Raw genomic sequence first — 21,027 nt, forward strand, 5'->3', positions numbered from 1 at the left:
GGGTACGCCGTTCAAATCCGGCGTGACACATTCAATCTCATCAATGCCCGTCAATCGCTGCGCGAGTGAACGCTGGCCATCGGTTGTCATGACGCAATCCTTGTTATTGTGCGAGCCGCGAACGGCGACCCGTACAAAATAGGCTTCGGCTGTTCGGAATATCAAGCAGCGTCAAACAAAAACCTGTGTCACGGCAGATAAAGGCTGAACACCCCGCCGCCAAGCGGTCCGCCATTGCGGATTTCGGTGCGCCCTTCGACACCGTTGCGCTGATGCAGCGCGGCGATACGATTGGCGAAATACAAACCGAGTCCGGTGCTGCCACTGCTGTGATTGATGCCTTGCACGTAATCGGCCTGACGCTCGAGCATCTCGGCCGGGTAGCCGTCGCCGTCATCGTTGATGGTCAGGACCAGTTGTCCAGCCTCGTCGCTGACGGTGATCAGCAACGACTCGCGGGCATAGCGAATGGCGTTGTTGATACAGTTGCCGAGCACCGAAGCAATTAGCTCTCGATCAAAGAAACCCAGCGGGCTCAGCGGATCAACCTCATAAGTGGCGACGATGCCGCGACTGGCAAATACTTCCTGATGCGCCGCCAGTTGCGCCTCGATAAAGTCATCGAGTTCGTGATACGCCGGTTGCAGCGGCATCTGGTTGACGCCGAGCTTGTACAGCCCGAGCAACTGCACCAGCATGCCGTTGAGGTGGGCGAACTCGAAGTCGATGACGCCCTGCTCAGTGCCTTCGCGCAGTTCTTGCGGCAAGCGCGCGAGCCATTGGCTGTGGGCCTGCATCAGCAAGGCCAGCGAGTTCTTCATGTCGTGGACGGTGGAGGCGATCACCGTGGAAAAATCCAGCGCCTGCTTGTCGTTGCTCATTCGCCAAACGCCTTGCTTTTCAGCTTCTGATAACGCGCATGACGCGCGTCGGTGTCGGGCATCAGGCCAACCATTTTCAGGCAGGCCCGACATTCTTCCAGCTCCGCCGACGGCACACTGGTGTCGGTGCCGTGGAGCAGCGACTGGGCCATGTTCAGCGCGATACTGATGTTCTTCGGTTGCATCTTCAGCGCCTTGCGGAAAACCTCGCGAGCCTCCACCAGGTTGCCGGTCTTGTACACCCGCACGCCCTGACGGTTGAGGTCGGCAGCAGCGTTGCTGGAGCTGAGAATAGTCGGGTCATCGGTGAGCTTGGCGATGTCTTTCATCACCGCAGGGTCATCCCCGTAGATCTCCGCACAGCTCTTGAGCATCGAGGTGCCCGCCTCGGCCTGCCCGAGCATCTGCAACTGCTTGGCGACCAGCAACGCCGCCTCTGGACTCATGAACTGCTCCATGCCGTCGAGGCGCATCAGTGCTTGTTCGGTGAGCTTGTCAGCGGTTTCCGCATCGTTGAGGAGCAGACTGGTGGCTTTCATCAGACGTGCACGAATCTGCAGGCCCGGGTCGGTCGGGTTTTCTTTGGCCACGGCGCTGAGGGTGGTGTTGATCTCAAGACGCGTGCGCGTATCGAGACCACGTTCGCTGCCCTTGCTGATCAGCGCGTGGGCCAGCCCGAGGTTGCTTTCCGGATCCTTGAAGCGCGACTGCGCACCTTGCGACACCGCTTGGCGGTAAGCACGCGAGGCGGTGTCGAAATCTTCGTTGGCCATCGCCAGTTTGCCGAGCAAAGCCTGTCGGCGCACCGCCAGTGGCGAAAGACGAATGGCCTCTTCGAGCACCTGTTGCGCGCCTTTGGTATCCCCCTCCGATACCAGCACATCGGCCATGCCGTCGTACAGCGACGGCATCATCGGGAACACCTTCAGCGCTTTCTCATAAACGCCTTTAGCCTGTGCAACCTGACCGCGCTTGAACAACAACTTGCCCAGCCCGGCAAATGCCCACGGCAATGGGCGGTCAGCAATGATGCTGTCGTAGAGGCGCTCCAGCGCTTCGTTCTGGTTCATGTCGCGTAGCGCATCAGCGCGGTAGCGCAGGCACAGCGGCGAATAGCGGATGTCCTGCTTGCACAGGGCGATGCAAGCGTTGAGCACCTCGACCGGTTTGCCACGGTCGAGGGCTTGCAGAATCGGTTTGAGCAACGTCTTGCGCTGCTCCAGACGCTCCAGGCGCTGGGCCAGACCGGAACGGTTGAACGGCTTGGTCAGGTACGCATCCGGCTCATGCTCGAGGGCACTGAGCACCATCGCCTGACTGGTCTCGGCGGTGACCATGACAAACACTGCTTCATGGCTGATGAGCTTTTCCAGCATCAGGTCTTCGAGAACCTGTTGACCGTTCTTCTTGCCGTCGCCGAGATGGAAATCCTGCAGGATGAAATCGTAGGACTTCTGTGCGCACATCTTCAGCGCCTGCTCACCGGTGTCGGCCGTATCGACGTCCTTGACCCCAAGCTCGCGCAGCATCGAACGCACGGAACTGCGGAAATCCGAGAAATCATCGACGATCAGAAAACTCTTTTGGTGATACGACAGCATCGAAGATTTCCAGGCAATTGAAGTGAGGGCAATTTCAGGCGCGCAGATGATAGCTGGCGGCCAAATGCTATCAAGCGATTTCGCGCGACTTTTAAGTCACCGAATGGGTTATCGGCCAGAAGTGCTGTTCCCTGAAGCCAGGGCTTCAAGATTCCTCTGCGAGCATTTACCCTGCGCGCCAGGACAACTTTCCACTACAAGGTTTACATCGTGTACATCAAAGGACGCTGCATCGTTTCCGCCTGCGCTCTGCTGCTTGTTCAGCAGGCAATGGCGGCTGGAATGGACTGCACAAAAGCGGCGAATGCCGCCGAAAACACTGTTTGCGCGAACAAGTCGTTGTATGAATTGGATGCGCAGATGGGCGTGGTTTATCGGGGATTGATGAAGGTTTCAGCAGACGCTAAATCTGAACTCAAGACGCTTCAGCGTCAGTGGCTAAACACCCGTGACGAATGCACGGATGATGTCTCTTGTCTCGAACGTCGCTACAGCGAACACCTGCAAGTATTAAAGGCGCAGTGGAAGGAAGCGGTAGTCTACAAGCCGAATGACATCGATAAACAGGCCCTGGACGATCTGCAAAAGCGTACTCAAGCGGCAAGCAAAAGTGATCCGCAATTTGCCCTGGAACGGACGCTCGCTTCTTTAGCGATTAAAAGTCCACTGACTATGTTTGACGCAGAACCGGACGAGGGTGAATACGCCGAAAAAACCCACTTTCCGAAAACCGCCCCCAAGGGTGTTACACAAAGTGAGTGGAAGGCTTTGCTGGCGTCCAATCTGGACAATGATACTGAGCAGGGGCAGACCACGTTCAACTTGCTGGATCTGAACGAAGACGGGCAACGCGACTTAATCGTCCAGACCTACACCGGAGGCACGGGGTTGTTTAGTTTCTTCGAAACCTATCGCCGCGACGGTGATCGCTTCATTCGCAGAACTGCTGCACTCGGCGAAGAATCAGGTGTCGGCAGCTCGCTGTATTCCATCAGTGATCGCGGCGCCAATCAGTCGGTGAACTGGATCAGCATTCGCGGCAAGGTCTATGCCGCCTATCGCGACAGCAATTATGGCGTTGATCAGGTCTATTTACTCAGCCCGCTGCAAGTCAATGTCGAAGTGCCCACGCTGACGGTTCGCTATCGCTATCAGCTCAACATTCCCCGCAATCAGACTAAAGAGGACAACAAGACCACTTACACGCTGGAACCCAAACTGCGGCGCGCACTTGCAAAAGGTCTCGCGACGGTGGGCGAAGAATCATCCGACACTGATGGGAAAAGAAAACCGCTGTGCCCTATTCCTCAGTCGGCAGAGGAGCCCGAGGAATATTACGGTTATGGCGCGGGCTATTATGTGATTGAAATGATCGCCGACTTTCCGGTGACCATCGGCAATGAATGTTTTATCGCCAGACTGAACGACCATTTCGGAAACTACGGCAAAAAAGACGGACTGTACGCGCAGCTGACGATGCGTAAACCGGGCTCGATAGAACAAGAGCGCGAGTATGAAGTCCATGGACGGCGACGCATTACTCAGGTAAGTACTTCAGTGGGTAAAGCAGGAAGCGGCGCCGAAGATTAATCTGCAACGTACCCGCATGGATATACCCCCCCCCCGACAGGCCACACTAGTCGGGGTTGTTGACTATGTACTGCCAGAGCTGAAACTTTCCTGCGGGCAAAACAAAACCCCAACTGCTTTCGCAATTGGGGTTTCGGAATTTAATCTTGACGATGACCTACTCTCACATGGGGAAACCCCACACTACCATCGGCGATGCATCGTTTCACTGCTGAGTTCGGGATGGGATCAGGTGGTTCCAACGCTCTATGGTCGTCAAGAAATTCGGGTACTGAGTCGTTGCCAGTTGGCCTCGCTTCAGCAAATTGGGTATGTGACAGCTTTCGGTGTTTGTGAACATCGAACTTTCGGTTCGTTTCGTCTTCACACACCGCAATCTGGTCTCTCTCGCTTTTCAGCTCGGAGCATGCAAATTGCTTGGGTGTTATATGGTCAAGCCTCACGGGCAATTAGTATTGGTTAGCTCAACGCCTCACAGCGCTTACACACCCAACCTATCAACGTCGTAGTCTTCGACGGCCCTTCAGGGAACTCAAGGTTCCAGTGAGATCTCATCTTGAGGCAAGTTTCCCGCTTAGATGCTTTCAGCGGTTATCTTTCCCGAACATAGCTACCCGGCAATGCCACTGGCGTGACAACCGGAACACCAGAGGTTCGTCCACTCCGGTCCTCTCGTACTAGGAGCAGCCCCTCTCAAATCTCAAACGTCCACGGCAGATAGGGACCGAACTGTCTCACGACGTTCTAAACCCAGCTCGCGTACCACTTTAAATGGCGAACAGCCATACCCTTGGGACCGGCTTCAGCCCCAGGATGTGATGAGCCGACATCGAGGTGCCAAACACCGCCGTCGATATGAACTCTTGGGCGGTATCAGCCTGTTATCCCCGGAGTACCTTTTATCCGTTGAGCGATGGCCCTTCCATACAGAACCACCGGATCACTAAGACCTACTTTCGTACCTGCTCGACGTGTCTGTCTCGCAGTCAAGCGCGCTTTTGCCTTTATACTCTACGACCGATTTCCGACCGGTCTGAGCGCACCTTCGTACTCCTCCGTTACTCTTTAGGAGGAGACCGCCCCAGTCAAACTACCCACCATACACTGTCCTCGATCCGGATAACGGACCTGAGTTAGAACCTCAAAGTTGCCAGGGTGGTATTTCAAGGATGGCTCCACGCGAACTGGCGTCCACGCTTCAAAGCCTCCCACCTATCCTACACAAGCAAATTCAAAGTCCAGTGCAAAGCTATAGTAAAGGTTCACGGGGTCTTTCCGTCTAGCCGCGGATACACTGCATCTTCACAGCGATTTCAATTTCACTGAGTCTCGGGTGGAGACAGCGCCGCCATCGTTACGCCATTCGTGCAGGTCGGAACTTACCCGACAAGGAATTTCGCTACCTTAGGACCGTTATAGTTACGGCCGCCGTTTACCGGGGCTTCGATCAAGAGCTTCGCGTTAGCTAACCCCATCAATTAACCTTCCGGCACCGGGCAGGCGTCACACCCTATACGTCCACTTTCGTGTTTGCAGAGTGCTGTGTTTTTAATAAACAGTCGCAGCGGCCTGGTATCTTCGACCGGCATGAGCTTACGGAGCAAGTCCTTCACCCTCACCGGCGCACCTTCTCCCGAAGTTACGGTGCCATTTTGCCTAGTTCCTTCACCCGAGTTCTCTCAAGCGCCTTGGTATTCTCTACCCAACCACCTGTGTCGGTTTGGGGTACGGTTCCTGGTTACCTGAAGCTTAGAAGCTTTTCTTGGAAGCATGGCATCAACCACTTCGTGTTCTAAAAGAACACTCGTCATCAGCTCTCGGCCTTAAGATCCCGGATTTACCTAAGATCTCAGCCTACCACCTTAAACTTGGACAACCAACGCCAAGCTGGCCTAGCCTTCTCCGTCCCTCCATCGCAATAACCAGAAGTACAGGAATATTAACCTGTTTTCCATCGACTACGCTTTTCAGCCTCGCCTTAGGGACCGACTAACCCTGCGTCGATTAACGTTGCGCAGGAAACCTTGGTCTTTCGGCGTGGGTGTTTTTCACACCCATTGTCGTTACTCATGTCAGCATTCGCACTTCTGATACCTCCAGCAAGCTTCTCAACTCACCTTCACAGGCTTACAGAACGCTCCTCTACCGCATCATCCGAAGATGATACCCGTAGCTTCGGTGTATGGTTTGAGCCCCGTTACATCTTCCGCGCAGGCCGACTCGACTAGTGAGCTATTACGCTTTCTTTAAAGGGTGGCTGCTTCTAAGCCAACCTCCTAGCTGTCTAAGCCTTCCCACATCGTTTCCCACTTAACCATAACTTTGGGACCTTAGCTGACGGTCTGGGTTGTTTCCCTTTTCACGACGGACGTTAGCACCCGCCGTGTGTCTCCCATGCTCGGCACTTGTAGGTATTCGGAGTTTGCATCGGTTTGGTAAGTCGGGATGACCCCCTAGCCGAAACAGTGCTCTACCCCCTACAGTGATACATGAGGCGCTACCTAAATAGCTTTCGAGGAGAACCAGCTATCTCCGAGCTTGATTAGCCTTTCACTCCGATCCACAGGTCATCCGCTAACTTTTCAACGGTAGTCGGTTCGGTCCTCCAGTTAGTGTTACCCAACCTTCAACCTGCCCATGGATAGATCGCCCGGTTTCGGGTCTATTCCCAGCGACTAGACGCCCTATTAAGACTCGCTTTCGCTACGCCTCCCCTATTCGGTTAAGCTCGCCACTGAAAATAAGTCGCTGACCCATTATACAAAAGGTACGCAGTCACAGAACAAAGTCTGCTCCCACTGCTTGTACGCATACGGTTTCAGGATCTATTTCACTCCCCTCTCCGGGGTTCTTTTCGCCTTTCCCTCACGGTACTAGTTCACTATCGGTCAGTCAGTAGTATTTAGCCTTGGAGGATGGTCCCCCCATATTCAGACAAAGTTTCTCGTGCTCCGTCCTACTCGATTTCATGACTAAGAGATTTTCGCGTACAGGGCTATCACCCACTATGGCCGCACTTTCCAGAGCGTTCCGCTAATCTCAAAGCCACTTAAGGGCTAGTCCCCGTTCGCTCGCCACTACTAAGGGAATCTCGGTTGATTTCTTTTCCTCAGGGTACTTAGATGTTTCAGTTCCCCTGGTTCGCCTCTTGCACCTATGTATTCAGTACAAGATAACCATCTTATGATGGCTGGGTTCCCCCATTCAGACATCTCCGGATCAAAGTCTGTTTGCCGACTCCCCGAAGCTTTTCGCAGGCTACCACGTCTTTCATCGCCTCTGACTGCCAAGGCATCCACCGTATGCGCTTCTTCACTTGACCATATAACCCCAAGCAATCTGGTTATACTGTGAAGACGACATTCGCCGAAAATTCGAATTTCTCAATTAAGAGAACTCACAAATTTTACCTTAGCCTGATCCGTTACCAGTGAAAGTAACGTTCAGTCTATCTTTCTATCACATACCCAAATTTTTAAAGAACGAACTAGTCAAAGACTAGAAATCAACATTCACCATCACAACGATGGAATGCTCATTTCTAAGCTTTATACAAGAGAAGCAGTAGTGGTGGAGGCAAGCGGGATCGAACCGCTGACCTCCTGCGTGCAAGGCAGGCGCTCTCCCAGCTGAGCTATGGCCCCGTATTTCTACAGGCGTTTCCCACACAAAATTGGTGGGTCTGGGCAGATTCGAACTGCCGACCTCACCCTTATCAGGGGTGCGCTCTAACCAACTGAGCTACAGACCCAATTTCGAGCTACTAAGGCCGACCTCACCCTGCTCTTAACCACAAAGCATGGGGTACGCTCTAACCAACTCAGCTACAAACCGATACAGGCTGCTTCTTTCGTCTTCTTCAATGAATCAAGCAATTCGTGTGGGAACTTATGGAGCAGCTGATGTCGTCGATTAAGGAGGTGATCCAGCCGCAGGTTCCCCTACGGCTACCTTGTTACGACTTCACCCCAGTCATGAATCACACCGTGGTAACCGTCCTCCCGAAGGTTAGACTAGCTACTTCTGGTGCAACCCACTCCCATGGTGTGACGGGCGGTGTGTACAAGGCCCGGGAACGTATTCACCGTGACATTCTGATTCACGATTACTAGCGATTCCGACTTCACGCAGTCGAGTTGCAGACTGCGATCCGGACTACGATCGGTTTTATGGGATTAGCTCCACCTCGCGGCTTGGCAACCCTTTGTACCGACCATTGTAGCACGTGTGTAGCCCAGGCCGTAAGGGCCATGATGACTTGACGTCATCCCCACCTTCCTCCGGTTTGTCACCGGCAGTCTCCTTAGAGTGCCCACCATGACGTGCTGGTAACTAAGGACAAGGGTTGCGCTCGTTACGGGACTTAACCCAACATCTCACGACACGAGCTGACGACAGCCATGCAGCACCTGTCTCAATGTTCCCGAAGGCACCAATCCATCTCTGGAAAGTTCATTGGATGTCAAGGCCTGGTAAGGTTCTTCGCGTTGCTTCGAATTAAACCACATGCTCCACCGCTTGTGCGGGCCCCCGTCAATTCATTTGAGTTTTAACCTTGCGGCCGTACTCCCCAGGCGGTCAACTTAATGCGTTAGCTGCGCCACTAAGAGCTCAAGGCTCCCAACGGCTAGTTGACATCGTTTACGGCGTGGACTACCAGGGTATCTAATCCTGTTTGCTCCCCACGCTTTCGCACCTCAGTGTCAGTATCAGTCCAGGTGGTCGCCTTCGCCACTGGTGTTCCTTCCTATATCTACGCATTTCACCGCTACACAGGAAATTCCACCACCCTCTACCATACTCTAGCTCGACAGTTTTGAATGCAGTTCCCAGGTTGAGCCCGGGGATTTCACATCCAACTTAACGAACCACCTACGCGCGCTTTACGCCCAGTAATTCCGATTAACGCTTGCACCCTCTGTATTACCGCGGCTGCTGGCACAGAGTTAGCCGGTGCTTATTCTGTCGGTAACGTCAAAATTGCAGAGTATTAATCTACAACCCTTCCTCCCAACTTAAAGTGCTTTACAATCCGAAGACCTTCTTCACACACGCGGCATGGCTGGATCAGGCTTTCGCCCATTGTCCAATATTCCCCACTGCTGCCTCCCGTAGGAGTCTGGACCGTGTCTCAGTTCCAGTGTGACTGATCATCCTCTCAGACCAGTTACGGATCGTCGCCTTGGTGAGCCATTACCTCACCAACTAGCTAATCCGACCTAGGCTCATCTGATAGCGCAAGGCCCGAAGGTCCCCTGCTTTCTCCCGTAGGACGTATGCGGTATTAGCGTTCCTTTCGAAACGTTGTCCCCCACTACCAGGCAGATTCCTAGGCATTACTCACCCGTCCGCCGCTGAATTCAGGAGCAAGCTCCTGTCATCCGCTCGACTTGCATGTGTTAGGCCTGCCGCCAGCGTTCAATCTGAGCCATGATCAAACTCTTCAGTTCAAACATCTTTGGGTTTTTAAGAAACCCTAAACTTGGCTCAGCAATCGTTGGTTACATCTTTGATTTCTCGCGGAGTAACTTGTGATGCTGATAATCTTGTTGACTATCAGTCTGACTCCACAAGCACCCACACGAATTGCTTGATTCAGTTGTTAAAGAGCGGTTGGTTAAGATCTTTCGTCTCAACCGAGGCGCGCATTCTACAGCAGCCTCATTTGCTGTCAAGTGATTATTTTCAGAAGTTTTCGAAGAATTCTTCAACAACTTCAACCACTTGCGCTTCCGATCTCTCGTCAGCGGGAGGCGAATTCTACAGCGTTACACGCTGCTGTCAACACCTCTTTTTCAACTTCCTTTCGGCTTCGATGAACTGAAGCAACCTGCTGCCGAAACCTACATAACTCATTGAATCTCAAGGAGTTTTCCGTTTCGACTGCGCCGGAAGTGGGGCGAATTATAGACATCTGAAATCTGCCGTCAACCGTTAATTTGGCTTTTCTATCGATCAGTGGAAAAAGCCTTCTATATAGACGATAGAGGCGCTTACGCACGCCTGATTCAAAATCAAGGAGACAGCCCCTCTAGCAGCAAGCGCAGGCAAGCCCCCTTGGCCCATGACAAAGCCAGAGCCTTGAGCATTGGGTTAGCGAACAGCAAAGGAGAGGAGTTTCTATAGTAGATGGTGTCCCAGGGCAGGTTCGAACTGCCAACCTTCCCCTTAGGAGGGGGATGCTCTATCCAATTGAGCTACTGAGACACACGTTTCGTCGCAGCAGACGCTGCATGACGGACGGCGTGCATGTTAACCACCGAACCCCGATTTGTCATGTCGTCCGTAGGGCTTTTTAAGTGTAGGCAGGCGCCCTGTGATGCTGCGGGAAGAATTACCGTGCATTTTGCACGCCGCCTTAAAAGCCATCAGTGCAGATTGCAACCTGCACAATCCGAAAAACTCGCTCAAATGCTTGTTTTTAAAGGACTTAACAGAGGTTAGACTGTTGGCACGACGGCTGCTATGTCTGTTCAATAGAAGAACATTCGGAGCTACGCCCATGAACAGCACCCTTTTGCTTGCAAACGCAATTGCTCTGGCGGTTTTGGTGAGCTTCCATTTTATCCCCGCAAGCGACTCGCCGGAGCCATTGGCCCAGCGTATGCCGCATTACTTGCAGGTACAAAAAGCCCCCCAACTGGCAGTACTGAGCGATCAGGGCACATCAACACCGCTGGCCGTCAGTAGCTCTGAGCAAGTGCGACCAGCACTGACCTCCGAACATCTGGTTTTTTGAAATATCTTCAGGAGTACAACATGTCCAAGTCAGCTGCGGGATTTCTGATCCTCGCCCTTTTGAGTGGCGTTGCGCATTTATCGCTGTTCGAAGGCGCTGAAATCACCCTGCCCCTGATTGGCTGCGCCGTTTTTGCCGTGCTATTTGTGCTGGCACTGGCAGCAGGACGAAAGATCAAATTTGATCCGGTTTTACGCTGAGCCGGATCAGACGCAAGAGATCATTGACGGCGTCCGCCAGATCTCCGGAATTGTCGACAATATGTACTGGCCCATCACTTGATCTCCTATCCTTGAACAACGCATTGCGAGCCAGTCTTGCATCAATTTGCTCAAGCGTTTCCCTACCACGCTTGAGCAGACGCTCTCGCAGTACTTCATCCCTGACCGTCAGCAAAACCGGCAGCAACGCTGGATAGCATTCAATTGCCTGACGCAGATTGGCCCTAGAGCCATTGACCAGCACATGCTGCCCATCGCTTAGGCGCTGATCCATTTCCACCGGAATCCCGTAGGCAAGACCATTGGCACGCCATGCCAGCGAGAAATTGCCAGCATGCTCACCACGCTCGAACTCGTCCGGTGTTACACCAATAGCATCCTCCCCTACCGATTCGGCAGATCGTGTGATCACCCGGCGCATCACATGGCAATTCAAAGCGCGTAATGGCTCCCGAGCTGCCTCAATCAAACTGTCCTTGCCTGAACCGGAAGGCCCCATCAAATAAATTAGCTTGCCATCCATCCTGAAAACGCCCTCCAGCGGGTGCCTGCCACTAGTAAATCGGCAATTTGCCACTATCCTGTAAAGGTAAGGAACAAGGATGCAGAACCCGCATAGAATGCACGTTCTGATGCCTTCGGACATTAATTCATGTGCAGCAGGAAGCGGGCAAGGATGCGGACAGAGGCGAAGTTTTCAAACCAGTCCGCATTTCTGATAATTGGTGCTGGCATTACGCCTTTACCCAGCTCAATATTTGTCACAGAATTGACGCCAATGATCTGGCAATTTTGAGGCATGATGCGGGCCTCTTAACAATTCAGGTTGAACCATTTGGCGCGGATGCTTGTCCTACCACACATCCTGCGGCCAATCCCGAGAACCGCTCCCCTGAACTAACCGGTTAAATATATGCGCCCATTGAAACAGGCAATTTATTCCAGCCGTACGGCTGACAAGTTTGTCGTACGTCTGCCAGACGGAATGCGTGAACGCATTGCCGAGGTGGCTCGCAATCATCATCGCAGCATGAACTCCGAGATCATTGCGCGCCTTGAGCAGAGTCTTATTCAGGAAGGCGCACTGGGCGAAGAGCTGAGCATGCGCCTGGACAGCCCGGAGCTGTCGTTGCACGAGCGCGAGCTGTTGCAACGTTTCCGCCAGCTATCTCATCGTCAGCAAAACGCTTTGGTGTCCTTGATTGCCCATGACGCCGAAATGGCAGCAGACGCGTCCTGAGCCATACCGAACATCTCAAGCCAGCTTAATTGCTGGCTTTTTTTTGCGCGGCATTTGAGATTTCGCAGACACAAAAAAGCCCGCCAATTGGCGGGCAGTTTCGCTAATACCGATCAGAGCAGGAAGATTGTCGCCAACCCCAGGAAGATGAAGAAACCACCACTGTCCGTCATCGCAGTGATCATCACGCTCGCCCCCATCGCCGGATCTCGCCCCATCTTCGCCAGGGTCATAGGGATCAACACTCCCATCAACGCAGCCAGCAACAGATTCAGCGTCATCGCTGCCGTCATTACCACGCCCAACGACCAACTGCCGTAGAGCAGATAAGCAACGACGCCGATCACACCGCCCCAGACCAAGCCATTAATCAAGCCCACCGCCAACTCCTTGCGCATCAGACGCGAGGTATTGCCAGTGCTGACCTGATCGAGCGCCATGGCGCGAACAATCATGGTGATCGTCTGGTTACCGGAATTGCCACCGATACCCGCCACGATCGGCATCAGCGCTGCGAGCGCTACCAGCTTCTCGATCGAGCCTTCGAACAGACCGATCACTCGAGAGGCGACAAACGCAGTGATCAGGTTGACCGCCAGCCATGCCCAACGGTTGCGTAAAGACTTCCAGACGGAGGCGAAGATGTCTTCCTCTTCACGCAGACCGGCCATGTTGAGAACTTCGCTCTCACTCTCTTCACGAATCAGGTCAACCATTTCATCAATGGTCAGACGGCCGATCAACTTGCCGTTCTTGTCGACTACAGGGGCCGAGATCAAGTCGTAACGCTCGAACGCCTGCGCGGCGTCGTAAGCGTCTTCGTCCGGATGGAAACTCACCGGATCGCTGGCCATCACTTCGGCAACCTGCTTGTCCGGGTCATTGACCAGCAGACGCTTGATCGGCAGCACACCCTTGAGCACACCGTCGTAATCAACCACGAACAGCTTGTCGGTGTGACCAGGAAGCTCTTTGAGACGACGCAAATAGCGCAGAACCACTTCGAGACTGACATCCTCGCGGATAGTCACCATCTCGAAGTCCATCAGCGCACCAACCTGCTCCTCGTCGTAAGACAGGGCCGAGCGTACGCGTTCACGTTGCTGGTTATCCAGACTCTCCATCAGCTCATGGACGACGTCTCGCGGCAGCTCGGAAGCCAGGTCAGCAAGTTCGTCGGCGTCCATGTCCTTGGCCGCAGCCAAGAGCTCGTGATCGTCCATGTCGGCGATCAGCGTTTCACGAACGGAGTCGGATACTTCGAGAAGGATATCGCCGTCGCGATCAGCCTTGACCAATTGCCAGAGCGTCAGACGATCGTCCAGCGGCAGGGCTTCAAGGATGTAGGCAACGTCAGCGGAGTGCAGATCATCGAGCTTGCGTTGCAGCTCGACGAGGTTTTGTCGGTGAACCAGGTTTTCGACGCGATCGTGATGCGCGCCTTCCTGGCGGTGAGTCAGGTCTTCGACGACCCGCTGACGCTGCAGCAGTTCGACGACCTGAGCCAGGCGATCCTGCAGGCTTTCTTGTGTTTTCTTTACTTCGATTTCAGACATAGGCGAACTCCACTCCCAGCAGCGGGGCACGCCGGAAGGATCAATCAGTCAATTCATGATTGGTGAAACTATTTACTGAGTAACTACTGGGTAAGTCCATGGAGGTTTTCCATAAGCCCCGGCGGGGCTGACGGGCGCAATGATACACCGCCTGACGGTTTAAAACGTTAAAAAATCGCGGTCGAAACAAGCGCTTGCGAAACAAACCTGAGCACTGTCCTGATCCCTGCAAATGCGACGACTCATCCTGAAAAGAAAACACACCAGCGCCGAAAGATGTAGCGACTACCCTTGAGCGTAGATCGTCATGGAGGACGCCGAATGCCATTGAAACCATCCCACCTCGTACTCACCAGCCTGCTCTGCCTGCCACCCACCGGGGCCGCCCTCACCCTCCATCGCTGCGAAGCCGCTGACGGCAGCATCACGTTCACCTCGATGAGCTGCGCACAAGGCGAGCAGCGCTCAGCACAGGAAGTCCACCCCTACTCACCCGGATCGGTTGTGGCAGTGATGCCGGAACACAACCATGAAGAAACATCAGGCATGACAACGCGAAATAGAGAACCAGGCATTGTTGGCCACACTGAAGACAAATGCGGAAACCTGATCGACGCGAGACAACGTCGCGCCGCGATCATCAATCAACGCGTGATTGCCGGCATGAGTCAGCAAGATGTTGAAAGCGCGCTAGGCAAACCGGACAAAGTGAATATTCGAACATCGACGACGAGCTATCGATACGACCTCAAGCGAGGCAGGAGTGCTCAAATAGATTTTGACGAGAGAGGATGCGTGAAGGCAAAAGCCAAATCGCGGACAGCAAAAAGCCCGCGTTAAACGCGGGCTTTTCGGTATATGGTGCACTCGACAGGATTCGAACCTGTGACCGCTCGGTTCGTAGCCGAGTACTCTATCCAGCTGAGCTACGAGTGCATTTGTGTTTTTAGACCAGACCACAACTGGCTGAAACCAAGTTATTCACATTGCTGCAACTAACTCTTAAATGGTGCACTCGACAGGATTCGAACCTGTGACCGCTCGGTTCGTAGCCGAGTACTCTATCCAGCTGAGCTACGAGTGCATTTGTGTTTTTAGACCAGATCACATCTGGTTGAAGCCAAGTCATTTACATTGCTGTAACTGACTCTTAAATGGTGCACTCGACAGGATTCGAACCTGTGACCGCTCGGTTCGTAGCCGAGTACTCTATCCAGCTGAGCTACGAGTGCATTTGTTGCGCCGCATTATAGCCCGTCTAATCTCTATTCCAACCACTTTTTCTATTAATTTCAACAACTTACAGAAAAAGCCAGATTACGACGTACTAAGCAAATAATGGCGGAGAACGGGGGATTCGAACCCCCGACACCCTTGTGAGGTGTACTCCCTTAGCAGGGGAGCGCCTTCGGCCACTCGGCCAGCTCTCCGCAACACGGGGCGTATCTTAACCAACCTTTTCCCCGTTTGCAAACATAAAAATCGATAAAAATTAATGGCTTGGTTCTTCGTCCTTCTCTTTCTTTATACGCAGGTAAATTTCCTCACGGTGCACGGCAACCTCTTTCGGGGCGTTGACGCCGATACGCACTTGGTTTCCTTTAACGCCGAGCACGGTCACGGTGATTTCGCCATCACCGATAATCAGGCTTTCTGCGCACCGACGAGTCAGAATCAGCATACCTTTCTCCTCACGCAATTCAGTTCAGGGACAACAGTCTGCAAAAAAAAGGCACCCGACCTACAACCGGAGCGATCGTAGCCCTACATGCCTGAGTATTGACCAGCGCGAGCAAAAGAACAGTTCAGGGCTCGCGCCATTCAAAAAATAAAGGGCGCGGTCAGACCGCGCCCTTCAAGAAACGGAATTACTCGCCTTGACGGGCCGGAGCATCCAGTTCGAAAGCTGTGTGCAGGGCGCGCACGGCCAGTTCCAGGTACTTCTCTTCGATGACCACGGAAACCTTGATTTCCGAAGTCGAGATCATCTGGATGTTGATGCTTTCTTTTGCCAGGGACTCGAACATGCGGCTGGCCACACCTGCGTGGGAACGCATGCCGACGCCGACGATCGAGACCTTGGCAATCTTGGTGTCACCAACCACTTCACGGGCACCGATCTCGCGAGCGGTGTTTTCCAGCACGGTCTGTGCGGCCTGGTAGTCGTTGCGGTGTACGGTGAAGGTGAAGTCGGTGGTGTTATCGTGCGCAACGTTCTGCACGATCATGTCGACCTCGATGTTCGCGGCACTGATCGGGCCGAGAATCTTGAACGCCACGCCCGGGGTGTCTGGCACGCCACGGATGGTCAGCTTGGCTTCATCGCGGTTGAAAGCGATGCCGGAAATGATCGGCTGTTCCATGGTTTCCTCTTCATCAATAGTAATGAGGGTGCCCGGACCCTCCTTGAAGCTGTGCAGTACGCGCAGCGGAACGTTGTACTTGCCGGCGAATTCCACCGCACGGATCTGCAACACCTTGGAACCGAGGCTGGCCATTTCCAGCATCTCTTCAAAGGTAATCTTGTCGAGACGCTGAGCGACTGGCACGACACGCGGGTCAGTGGTGTAAACACCATCAACGTCGGTGTAGATCTGGCACTCGTCAGCCTTCAACGCGGCAGCCAGTGCCACACCGGTGGTGTCGGAACCGCCACGACCGAGGGTGGTGATGTTGCCGTGCTCGTCGACGCCCTGAAAACCGGCGACAACCACCACGCGACCCGCTTTCAGATCACCACGAATCTTCTGGTCATCAATCTGCAAGATACGCGCTTTATTGTGCGCACTGTCGGTCAGGATCCGCACCTGGTTACCGGTGTACGACACCGCCGGCACACCGCGCTTGATCAGCGCCATGGCCAACAGGGCAATCGTCACCTGCTCACCGGTGGAAACGATCACGTCCAGTTCACGCGGAACCGGTTGAGTATCGCCACTGATTTGCTTGGCCAGATCGATCAGACGGTTGGTTTCGCCGCTCATTGCAGACAGCACAACCACCAGGTCATCGCCGGCATCGCGGAATTTCTTAACCTTGTCGGCGACCTGCTCGATTCTCTCGACAGTACCGACCGAGGTGCCTCCAAATTTCTGTACGATCAAAGCCATTTCAAAGCCGCCTCTGCCCATGAAGGGCGCCCAATAATCACTCGAACAGCCGCCGGGCCCGCCACTAGACTGCGGGCCCGCCGTGCCGTCTTATAAACCCTGCTCGACGAATGGAACGGTCAGCGCCAATGCGCCATCCAGCGCGCCGGCGTCGATACCGCCGCCCTGCGCCATGTCCGGACGACCACCGCCCTTCCCGCCCACTGCCGCAGCAGCCTGCCTCATCAAATCACCGGCTTTGAGTTGGCCAGTCAGGTCTTTGGTTACGCCAGCAACCAGAACGACCTTTTCCTCATGGACACTGCCGAGCAGGATCACTGCGCGGCCGAGTTTGTTCTTCAACTGATCAACCAGCGCCAGCAGCGCTTTGGCGTCCTGACCATCCAGACGTGCGGCCAAAACCTTCACGCCTTTGACGTCCAGTGCCGAGGACGACAGATCGTCGCCCGCAGCGCTGGCCGCCTTGGCTTGCAACTGCTCGAGTTGCTTCTCCAGTTGGCGGTTGCGCTCCAGCACAGCCGACAGCTTGTCGATCAGGTTGTCGCGACTGCCCTTGACCAGGCTGGCCGCTTCCTTGAGTTGTTCTTCTGCCGCGTTCAAGTAGGCCAGTGCTTGCGCACCAGTGACTGCCTCGATACGACGCACGCCCGATGCCACACCGCCTTCGCTGATGATTTTCAGCAGGCCGATGTCGCCGGTACGGTTGGCGTGGATACCGCCGCACAGCTCGACGGAGAAATCGCCGCCCATGCTCAGCACGCGCACGTTGTCGCCGTACTTCTCGCCGAACAGCGCCATCGCGCCTTTGTTCTTGGCGGTTTCGATGTCGGTTTCTTCGGTCTCAACGGCGGAGTTCTTGCGGATCTCGGCGTTGACGATGTCTTCCAGTGCTTTGATCTGTTCCGGCTTGATCGCTTCAAAGTGGCTGAAGTCGAAACGCAGGCGCTGGCTATCGACCAACGAACCTTTCTGTTGAACGTGCTCGCCCAATACCTGACGCAGCGCAGCGTGCAGCAAGTGCGTGGCCGAGTGGTTCAGCGAAGTCGCGTGACGCACTTCGGCATCGACGTGAGTTTCCACTGGCGCGCCAATGGTCAGGCTGCCCGAATCCAGCACACCGTGGTGCAGGAACGCGCCGCCGGTCTTGGTGGTGTCACGTACGTCGAAACGTGCGTTGCCAGCCTGCAGATAACCACAGTCGCCGATCTGGCCGCCGGATTCAGCGTAGAACGGCGTCTGGTTCAGAACGATCACCGCCTCTTCGCCTTCATTCAAGACGTCGACCGACTGGCCATCTTTATAGATAGCGACGATTTTTGCCGAACCGCTGGTGTCTTTGTAGCCGGTGAACTCGGTGGCCACATCAACCTTGACCAAGGTGTTGTAGTCCAGACCGAACGAGCTGGCCGAACGCGCGCGAACACGCTGGGCTTCCATCTCACGCTCGAAACCGGCTTCGTCGACAGTCAGGCTGCGCTCGCGGGCGATGTCGGCGGTCAGGTCCATCGGGAAACCGTAAGTGTCGTAGAGTTTGAACACCACGTCGCCCGGCACCACGGTGCCTTTGAGTTCCAGCAGATCCTGCTCGAGGATCTTCAGACCGTGCTCCAGCGTCTTGGAGAACTGCTCTTCTTCAGCCTTGAGCACGCGCTCGATGTTGCTCTGCTGCTTCTTCAGTTCCGGGAAGGCTTCGCCCATCTCGGCAACCAGCGCCGCGACGATCTTGTAGAAGAAGCTGCCAGTGGCGCCCAGCTTGTTACCGTGACGGCAAGCGCGACGGATGATCCGGCGCAGTACATAACCGCGACCTTCGTTGGATGGCAGTACGCCGTCGGCGATCAGGAAACCGCACGAACGGATGTGATCGGAAACAACCTTGAGCGAAGACTGATCGCCATTTTCGCAACCGATGGCTTCAGCCGAGGCCTTCAGCAGGTTCTTGAACAGGTCGATGTCGTAGTTGGAGTTGACGTGCTGCATCACCGCACTGATCCGCTCCAGGCCCATGCCGGTGTCGACCGACGGTGCTGGCAACGGATGCAACACGCCATCGGCGGTGCGGTTGAACTGCATGAACACGTTGTTCCAGATCTCGATGTAACGGTCGCCATCTTCTTCCGGCGAGCCCGGTGGGCCGCCCCAGATATGGTCGCCGTGATCGTAGAAAATCTCGGTGCATGGGCCGCACGGACCGGTATCGCCCATGGTCCAGAAGTTGTCAGAGGCGTATGGCGCGCCTTTGTTGTCGCCGATGCGGATCATGCGCTCGACCGGCACACCGATTTCTTTGGTCCAGATGTCATACGCTTCGTCGTCGGAGGCGTAGACGGTGACCCAGAGTTTTTCCTTCGGCAGTTGCAGAACGCCGGTCAGGAAGGTCCACGCGTAGGTTATCGCGTCTTTCTTGAAATAGTCGCCGAAGCTGAAGTTACCGAGCATTTCAAAGAACGTGTGGTGACGAGCGGTATAACCGACGTTTTCCAGGTCGCTGTTCTTGCCACCGGCACGCACGCATTTCTGGCTGCTGGTCGCACGGGTGTACGCACGTTTTTCCTGGCCCAGGAAGCAGTCCTTGAACTGGTTCATCCCCGCGTTAGTGAACAGCAGGGTTGGGTCGTTGCCCGGAATCAAAGAGCTGGAGGCTACACGGGTGTGGCCTTGCTCTTCGAAGAAGCGAAGGAAGGCTTCACGGATTTCTGCGCTTTTCATTAGGTTCTTCCACGGAGGCTGCGGCCAAAGGCCTGTTCGAAACGTCAACAGACGAAGCGACGGCAAAGGGCCGCATTATATCGGCCCTGCGCGCGGGGTACAGCGTGTTTATACGATAGAAACGGTCAATTGGACGGCTAACGCTGTCACTTGCGCGAAAACTCGACGAATGTCGCGATCACTTGCTCGATTTGCGAGCGATTGACGTCCATGTGCGTGACCATACGCAGGCGCGCGGCGGCGCTCAACTTGATCCCGCGTTCGGCAGCAAAGGCCTTGATCGCTTCGGCTTTGTCGCCCATTTGCACATAAACCATGTTGGTTTGCACGGGTTCGACGATGAAACCTGCTTCACGCAGACCTTCGGCGAGCAATTGCGCATTGGCGTGATCGTCGGCCAGACGCTCGACGTTGTGATCCAGCGCATACAGCCCCGCCGCCGCCAACAACCCGGCCTGGCGCATGCCGCCACCGACCATTTTGCGCAAACGCCGGGCCTTGCCGATCAGTTGCTCAGAACCGCACAACACCGAGCCGACCGGCGCGCCAAGACCTTTGGACAGGCACACCGACACCGAATCAAAGTACTGAGTGATTTCCCGCGCATCGACACCCAGCTTGACCGCCGCGTTGTACAGGCGCGCGCCGTCGAGGTGCAGTTGCAAGCCTTTGTCCTGAGTGAAGCGACGGGCCCGAGCCAGATACTCCAGCGGCAGGACTTTGCCCTGCATGGTGTTTTCCAGCGCCAGCAGACGGGTCCGGGCGAAATGGAAGTCGTCAGGTTTGATCGCTGCGGCGACCTGATCCAGATCCAGCGATCCATCGGCCTGTACTTCCAGCGGCTGCGGCTGGATCGAACCGAGTACCGCCGCGCCCCCACCTTCGTACTTGTAGGTATGCGCCTGCTGACCCACGACGTATTCGTCGCCGCGCTCACAGTGCGCCATCAACCCCAGCAGATTACTCATGGTGCCGGTCGGCACGAACAGCGCTGCAGCAAACCCCAGACGCTTGGCCAATTCGGCTTCCAGACGATTGACCGTCGGATCTTCGCCGTACACGTCATCGCCAGTGTCCGCCGCAGTCATTGCGTCGAGCATGGCGGGAGTCGGTTGGGTGACGGTGTCGCTGCGAAGATCGATAACGCTCATGAACCTGGCCTCAAGTCAGCAGGGGAAATCCCTTTACGAAGTGGAATTACTGCGGGCATCGCGTGGATTAATCAACCCTTGAGCGCGAAAAGGTCAGGTTACTTCTTGAGAACACACCATCCATGTGGGAGCGAGCCTGCTCGCGAAAGCAGTCTGTCAGTAACACATCTGCTAACTGACACACTGCTTTCGCGAGCAGGCTCGCTCCCACAGGTTCTGTGCAGGGCCG

General features: G+C 54.9%; 13 protein-coding genes, 7 tRNA genes and 3 rRNA genes. 5 read left to right on the plus strand and 18 right to left on the minus strand.

Translation table 11 applies throughout. The features are described from left to right. Positions 1–188 precede the first annotated feature (188 nt). Positions 189–881 carry a sensor histidine kinase gene (locus AC5SEM_RS18335; protein WP_495470975.1) on the minus strand — a complete coding sequence of 231 codons (693 nt, stop codon included), beginning with the start codon at positions 879–881 and terminating at the stop codon, positions 189–191. Continuing rightward, complete coding sequence (locus tag AC5SEM_RS18340) at positions 878–2,482, minus strand: tetratricopeptide repeat-containing response regulator (RefSeq protein ID WP_077574157.1); 1,605 nt, start codon at positions 2,480–2,482, stop codon at positions 878–880. Before AC5SEM_RS18340 ends, AC5SEM_RS18335 begins: the two co-directional genes overlap by 4 nt. A gap of 210 nt (positions 2,483–2,692) precedes the next feature. On the opposite strand from AC5SEM_RS18340, the gene AC5SEM_RS18345 reads away from it, so the two are divergent. Then, the gene (locus tag AC5SEM_RS18345) at positions 2,693–4,072 is read left to right on the plus strand and encodes a lysozyme inhibitor LprI family protein (protein ID WP_495470976.1); all 1,380 of its coding nucleotides are present in this window, start codon (positions 2,693–2,695) and stop codon (positions 4,070–4,072) included. A 144-nt stretch (positions 4,073–4,216) separates the two neighbouring features. Here AC5SEM_RS18345 and rrf read toward each other — a convergent pair. From rrf to AC5SEM_RS18375, 6 genes are all read right to left on the minus strand, one after another. Continuing rightward, positions 4,217–4,332 (minus strand): 5S ribosomal RNA (rrf, locus tag AC5SEM_RS18350). 168 nt (positions 4,333–4,500) lie between these two features. After that, positions 4,501–7,394 (minus strand): 23S ribosomal RNA (locus tag AC5SEM_RS18355). Positions 7,395–7,640: 246 nt separating this feature from the next. Next, positions 7,641–7,716 (minus strand) — tRNA-Ala (locus AC5SEM_RS18360). Between the two features lie 30 nt (positions 7,717–7,746). Beyond that, positions 7,747–7,823 (minus strand) — tRNA-Ile (locus AC5SEM_RS18365). 162 nt (positions 7,824–7,985) lie between these two features. After that, positions 7,986–9,522 (minus strand): 16S ribosomal RNA (locus AC5SEM_RS18370). Together the 16S, 23S and 5S rRNA genes with 2 tRNA genes alongside form the textbook arrangement of a ribosomal RNA operon. A 680-nt stretch (positions 9,523–10,202) precedes the next feature. Continuing rightward, positions 10,203–10,279: transfer RNA gene (locus AC5SEM_RS18375), tRNA-Arg, on the minus strand. 295 nt (positions 10,280–10,574) lie between these two features. On the opposite strand from AC5SEM_RS18375, the gene AC5SEM_RS18380 reads away from it, so the two are divergent. Both AC5SEM_RS18380 and AC5SEM_RS18385 read left to right on the plus strand, forming a co-directional pair. Continuing rightward, entirely contained in the window at positions 10,575–10,811 is a 237-nt protein-coding gene (locus tag AC5SEM_RS18380) for a hypothetical protein (RefSeq protein WP_495473481.1), read from the plus strand. A 20-nt stretch (positions 10,812–10,831) separates the two neighbouring features. Further along, entirely contained in the window at positions 10,832–11,011 is a 180-nt protein-coding gene (locus AC5SEM_RS18385) for a PA3371 family protein (RefSeq protein WP_077574181.1), read from the plus strand. Here AC5SEM_RS18385 and phnN read toward each other — a convergent pair. Further along, positions 10,986–11,555, minus strand: coding sequence for a phosphonate metabolism protein/1,5-bisphosphokinase (PRPP-forming) PhnN (gene phnN / locus AC5SEM_RS18390; RefSeq protein ID WP_495470977.1), 570 nt, complete (start codon positions 11,553–11,555; stop codon positions 10,986–10,988). The genes AC5SEM_RS18385 and phnN overlap by 26 nt on opposite strands. 390 nt (positions 11,556–11,945) lie before the next feature. Between phnN and AC5SEM_RS18395 the strand changes: the two genes are divergently transcribed. Then, entirely contained in the window at positions 11,946–12,272 is a 327-nt protein-coding gene (locus tag AC5SEM_RS18395) for an Arc family DNA-binding protein (protein WP_003178899.1), read from the plus strand. A 113-nt stretch (positions 12,273–12,385) separates the two neighbouring features. On the opposite strand, the gene mgtE is transcribed toward AC5SEM_RS18395, so the two are convergent. Continuing rightward, a complete protein-coding gene (gene mgtE, locus AC5SEM_RS18400) occupies positions 12,386–13,828 on the minus strand; it encodes a magnesium transporter (RefSeq protein WP_034153320.1) in 1,443 nt (480 codons plus the stop codon). Positions 13,829–14,149: 321 nt separating this feature from the next. On the opposite strand from mgtE, the gene AC5SEM_RS18405 reads away from it, so the two are divergent. After that, a complete protein-coding gene (locus AC5SEM_RS18405; protein ID WP_123594080.1) occupies positions 14,150–14,668 on the plus strand; it encodes a cell envelope protein SmpA in 519 nt (172 codons plus the stop codon). A 19-nt stretch (positions 14,669–14,687) separates the two neighbouring features. Here AC5SEM_RS18405 and AC5SEM_RS18410 read toward each other — a convergent pair. The 8 genes from AC5SEM_RS18410 to ltaE all read right to left on the minus strand — a co-directional run bounded on the left by AC5SEM_RS18410 (position 14,688) and on the right by ltaE (position 20,798). Continuing rightward, positions 14,688–14,764 (minus strand) — tRNA-Arg (locus AC5SEM_RS18410). A gap of 71 nt (positions 14,765–14,835) precedes the next feature. After that, a tRNA-Arg gene (locus AC5SEM_RS18415) sits at positions 14,836–14,912 on the minus strand. 71 nt (positions 14,913–14,983) lie between these two features. After that, positions 14,984–15,060: transfer RNA gene (locus tag AC5SEM_RS18420), tRNA-Arg, on the minus strand. Between the two features lie 107 nt (positions 15,061–15,167). Next, positions 15,168–15,258: transfer RNA gene (locus AC5SEM_RS18425), tRNA-Ser, on the minus strand. A 62-nt stretch (positions 15,259–15,320) separates the two neighbouring features. Continuing rightward, positions 15,321–15,509, minus strand: coding sequence for a carbon storage regulator CsrA (gene csrA, locus AC5SEM_RS18430; protein WP_002554426.1), 189 nt, complete (start codon positions 15,507–15,509; stop codon positions 15,321–15,323). A gap of 187 nt (positions 15,510–15,696) precedes the next feature. Next, a complete protein-coding gene (locus AC5SEM_RS18435; protein ID WP_007919332.1) occupies positions 15,697–16,938 on the minus strand; it encodes an aspartate kinase in 1,242 nt (413 codons plus the stop codon). Between the two features lie 90 nt (positions 16,939–17,028). Continuing rightward, complete coding sequence (gene alaS, locus AC5SEM_RS18440) at positions 17,029–19,647, minus strand: alanine--tRNA ligase (RefSeq protein WP_495470978.1); 2,619 nt, start codon at positions 19,645–19,647, stop codon at positions 17,029–17,031. Between the two features lie 146 nt (positions 19,648–19,793). Then, positions 19,794–20,798 carry a low-specificity L-threonine aldolase gene (ltaE, locus tag AC5SEM_RS18445; protein ID WP_077574185.1) on the minus strand — a complete coding sequence of 335 codons (1,005 nt, stop codon included), beginning with the start codon at positions 20,796–20,798 and terminating at the stop codon, positions 19,794–19,796. Positions 20,799–21,027: the final 229 nt, after the last annotated feature.

Source organism: Pseudomonas sp. CH61 (genome assembly GCF_059429415.1).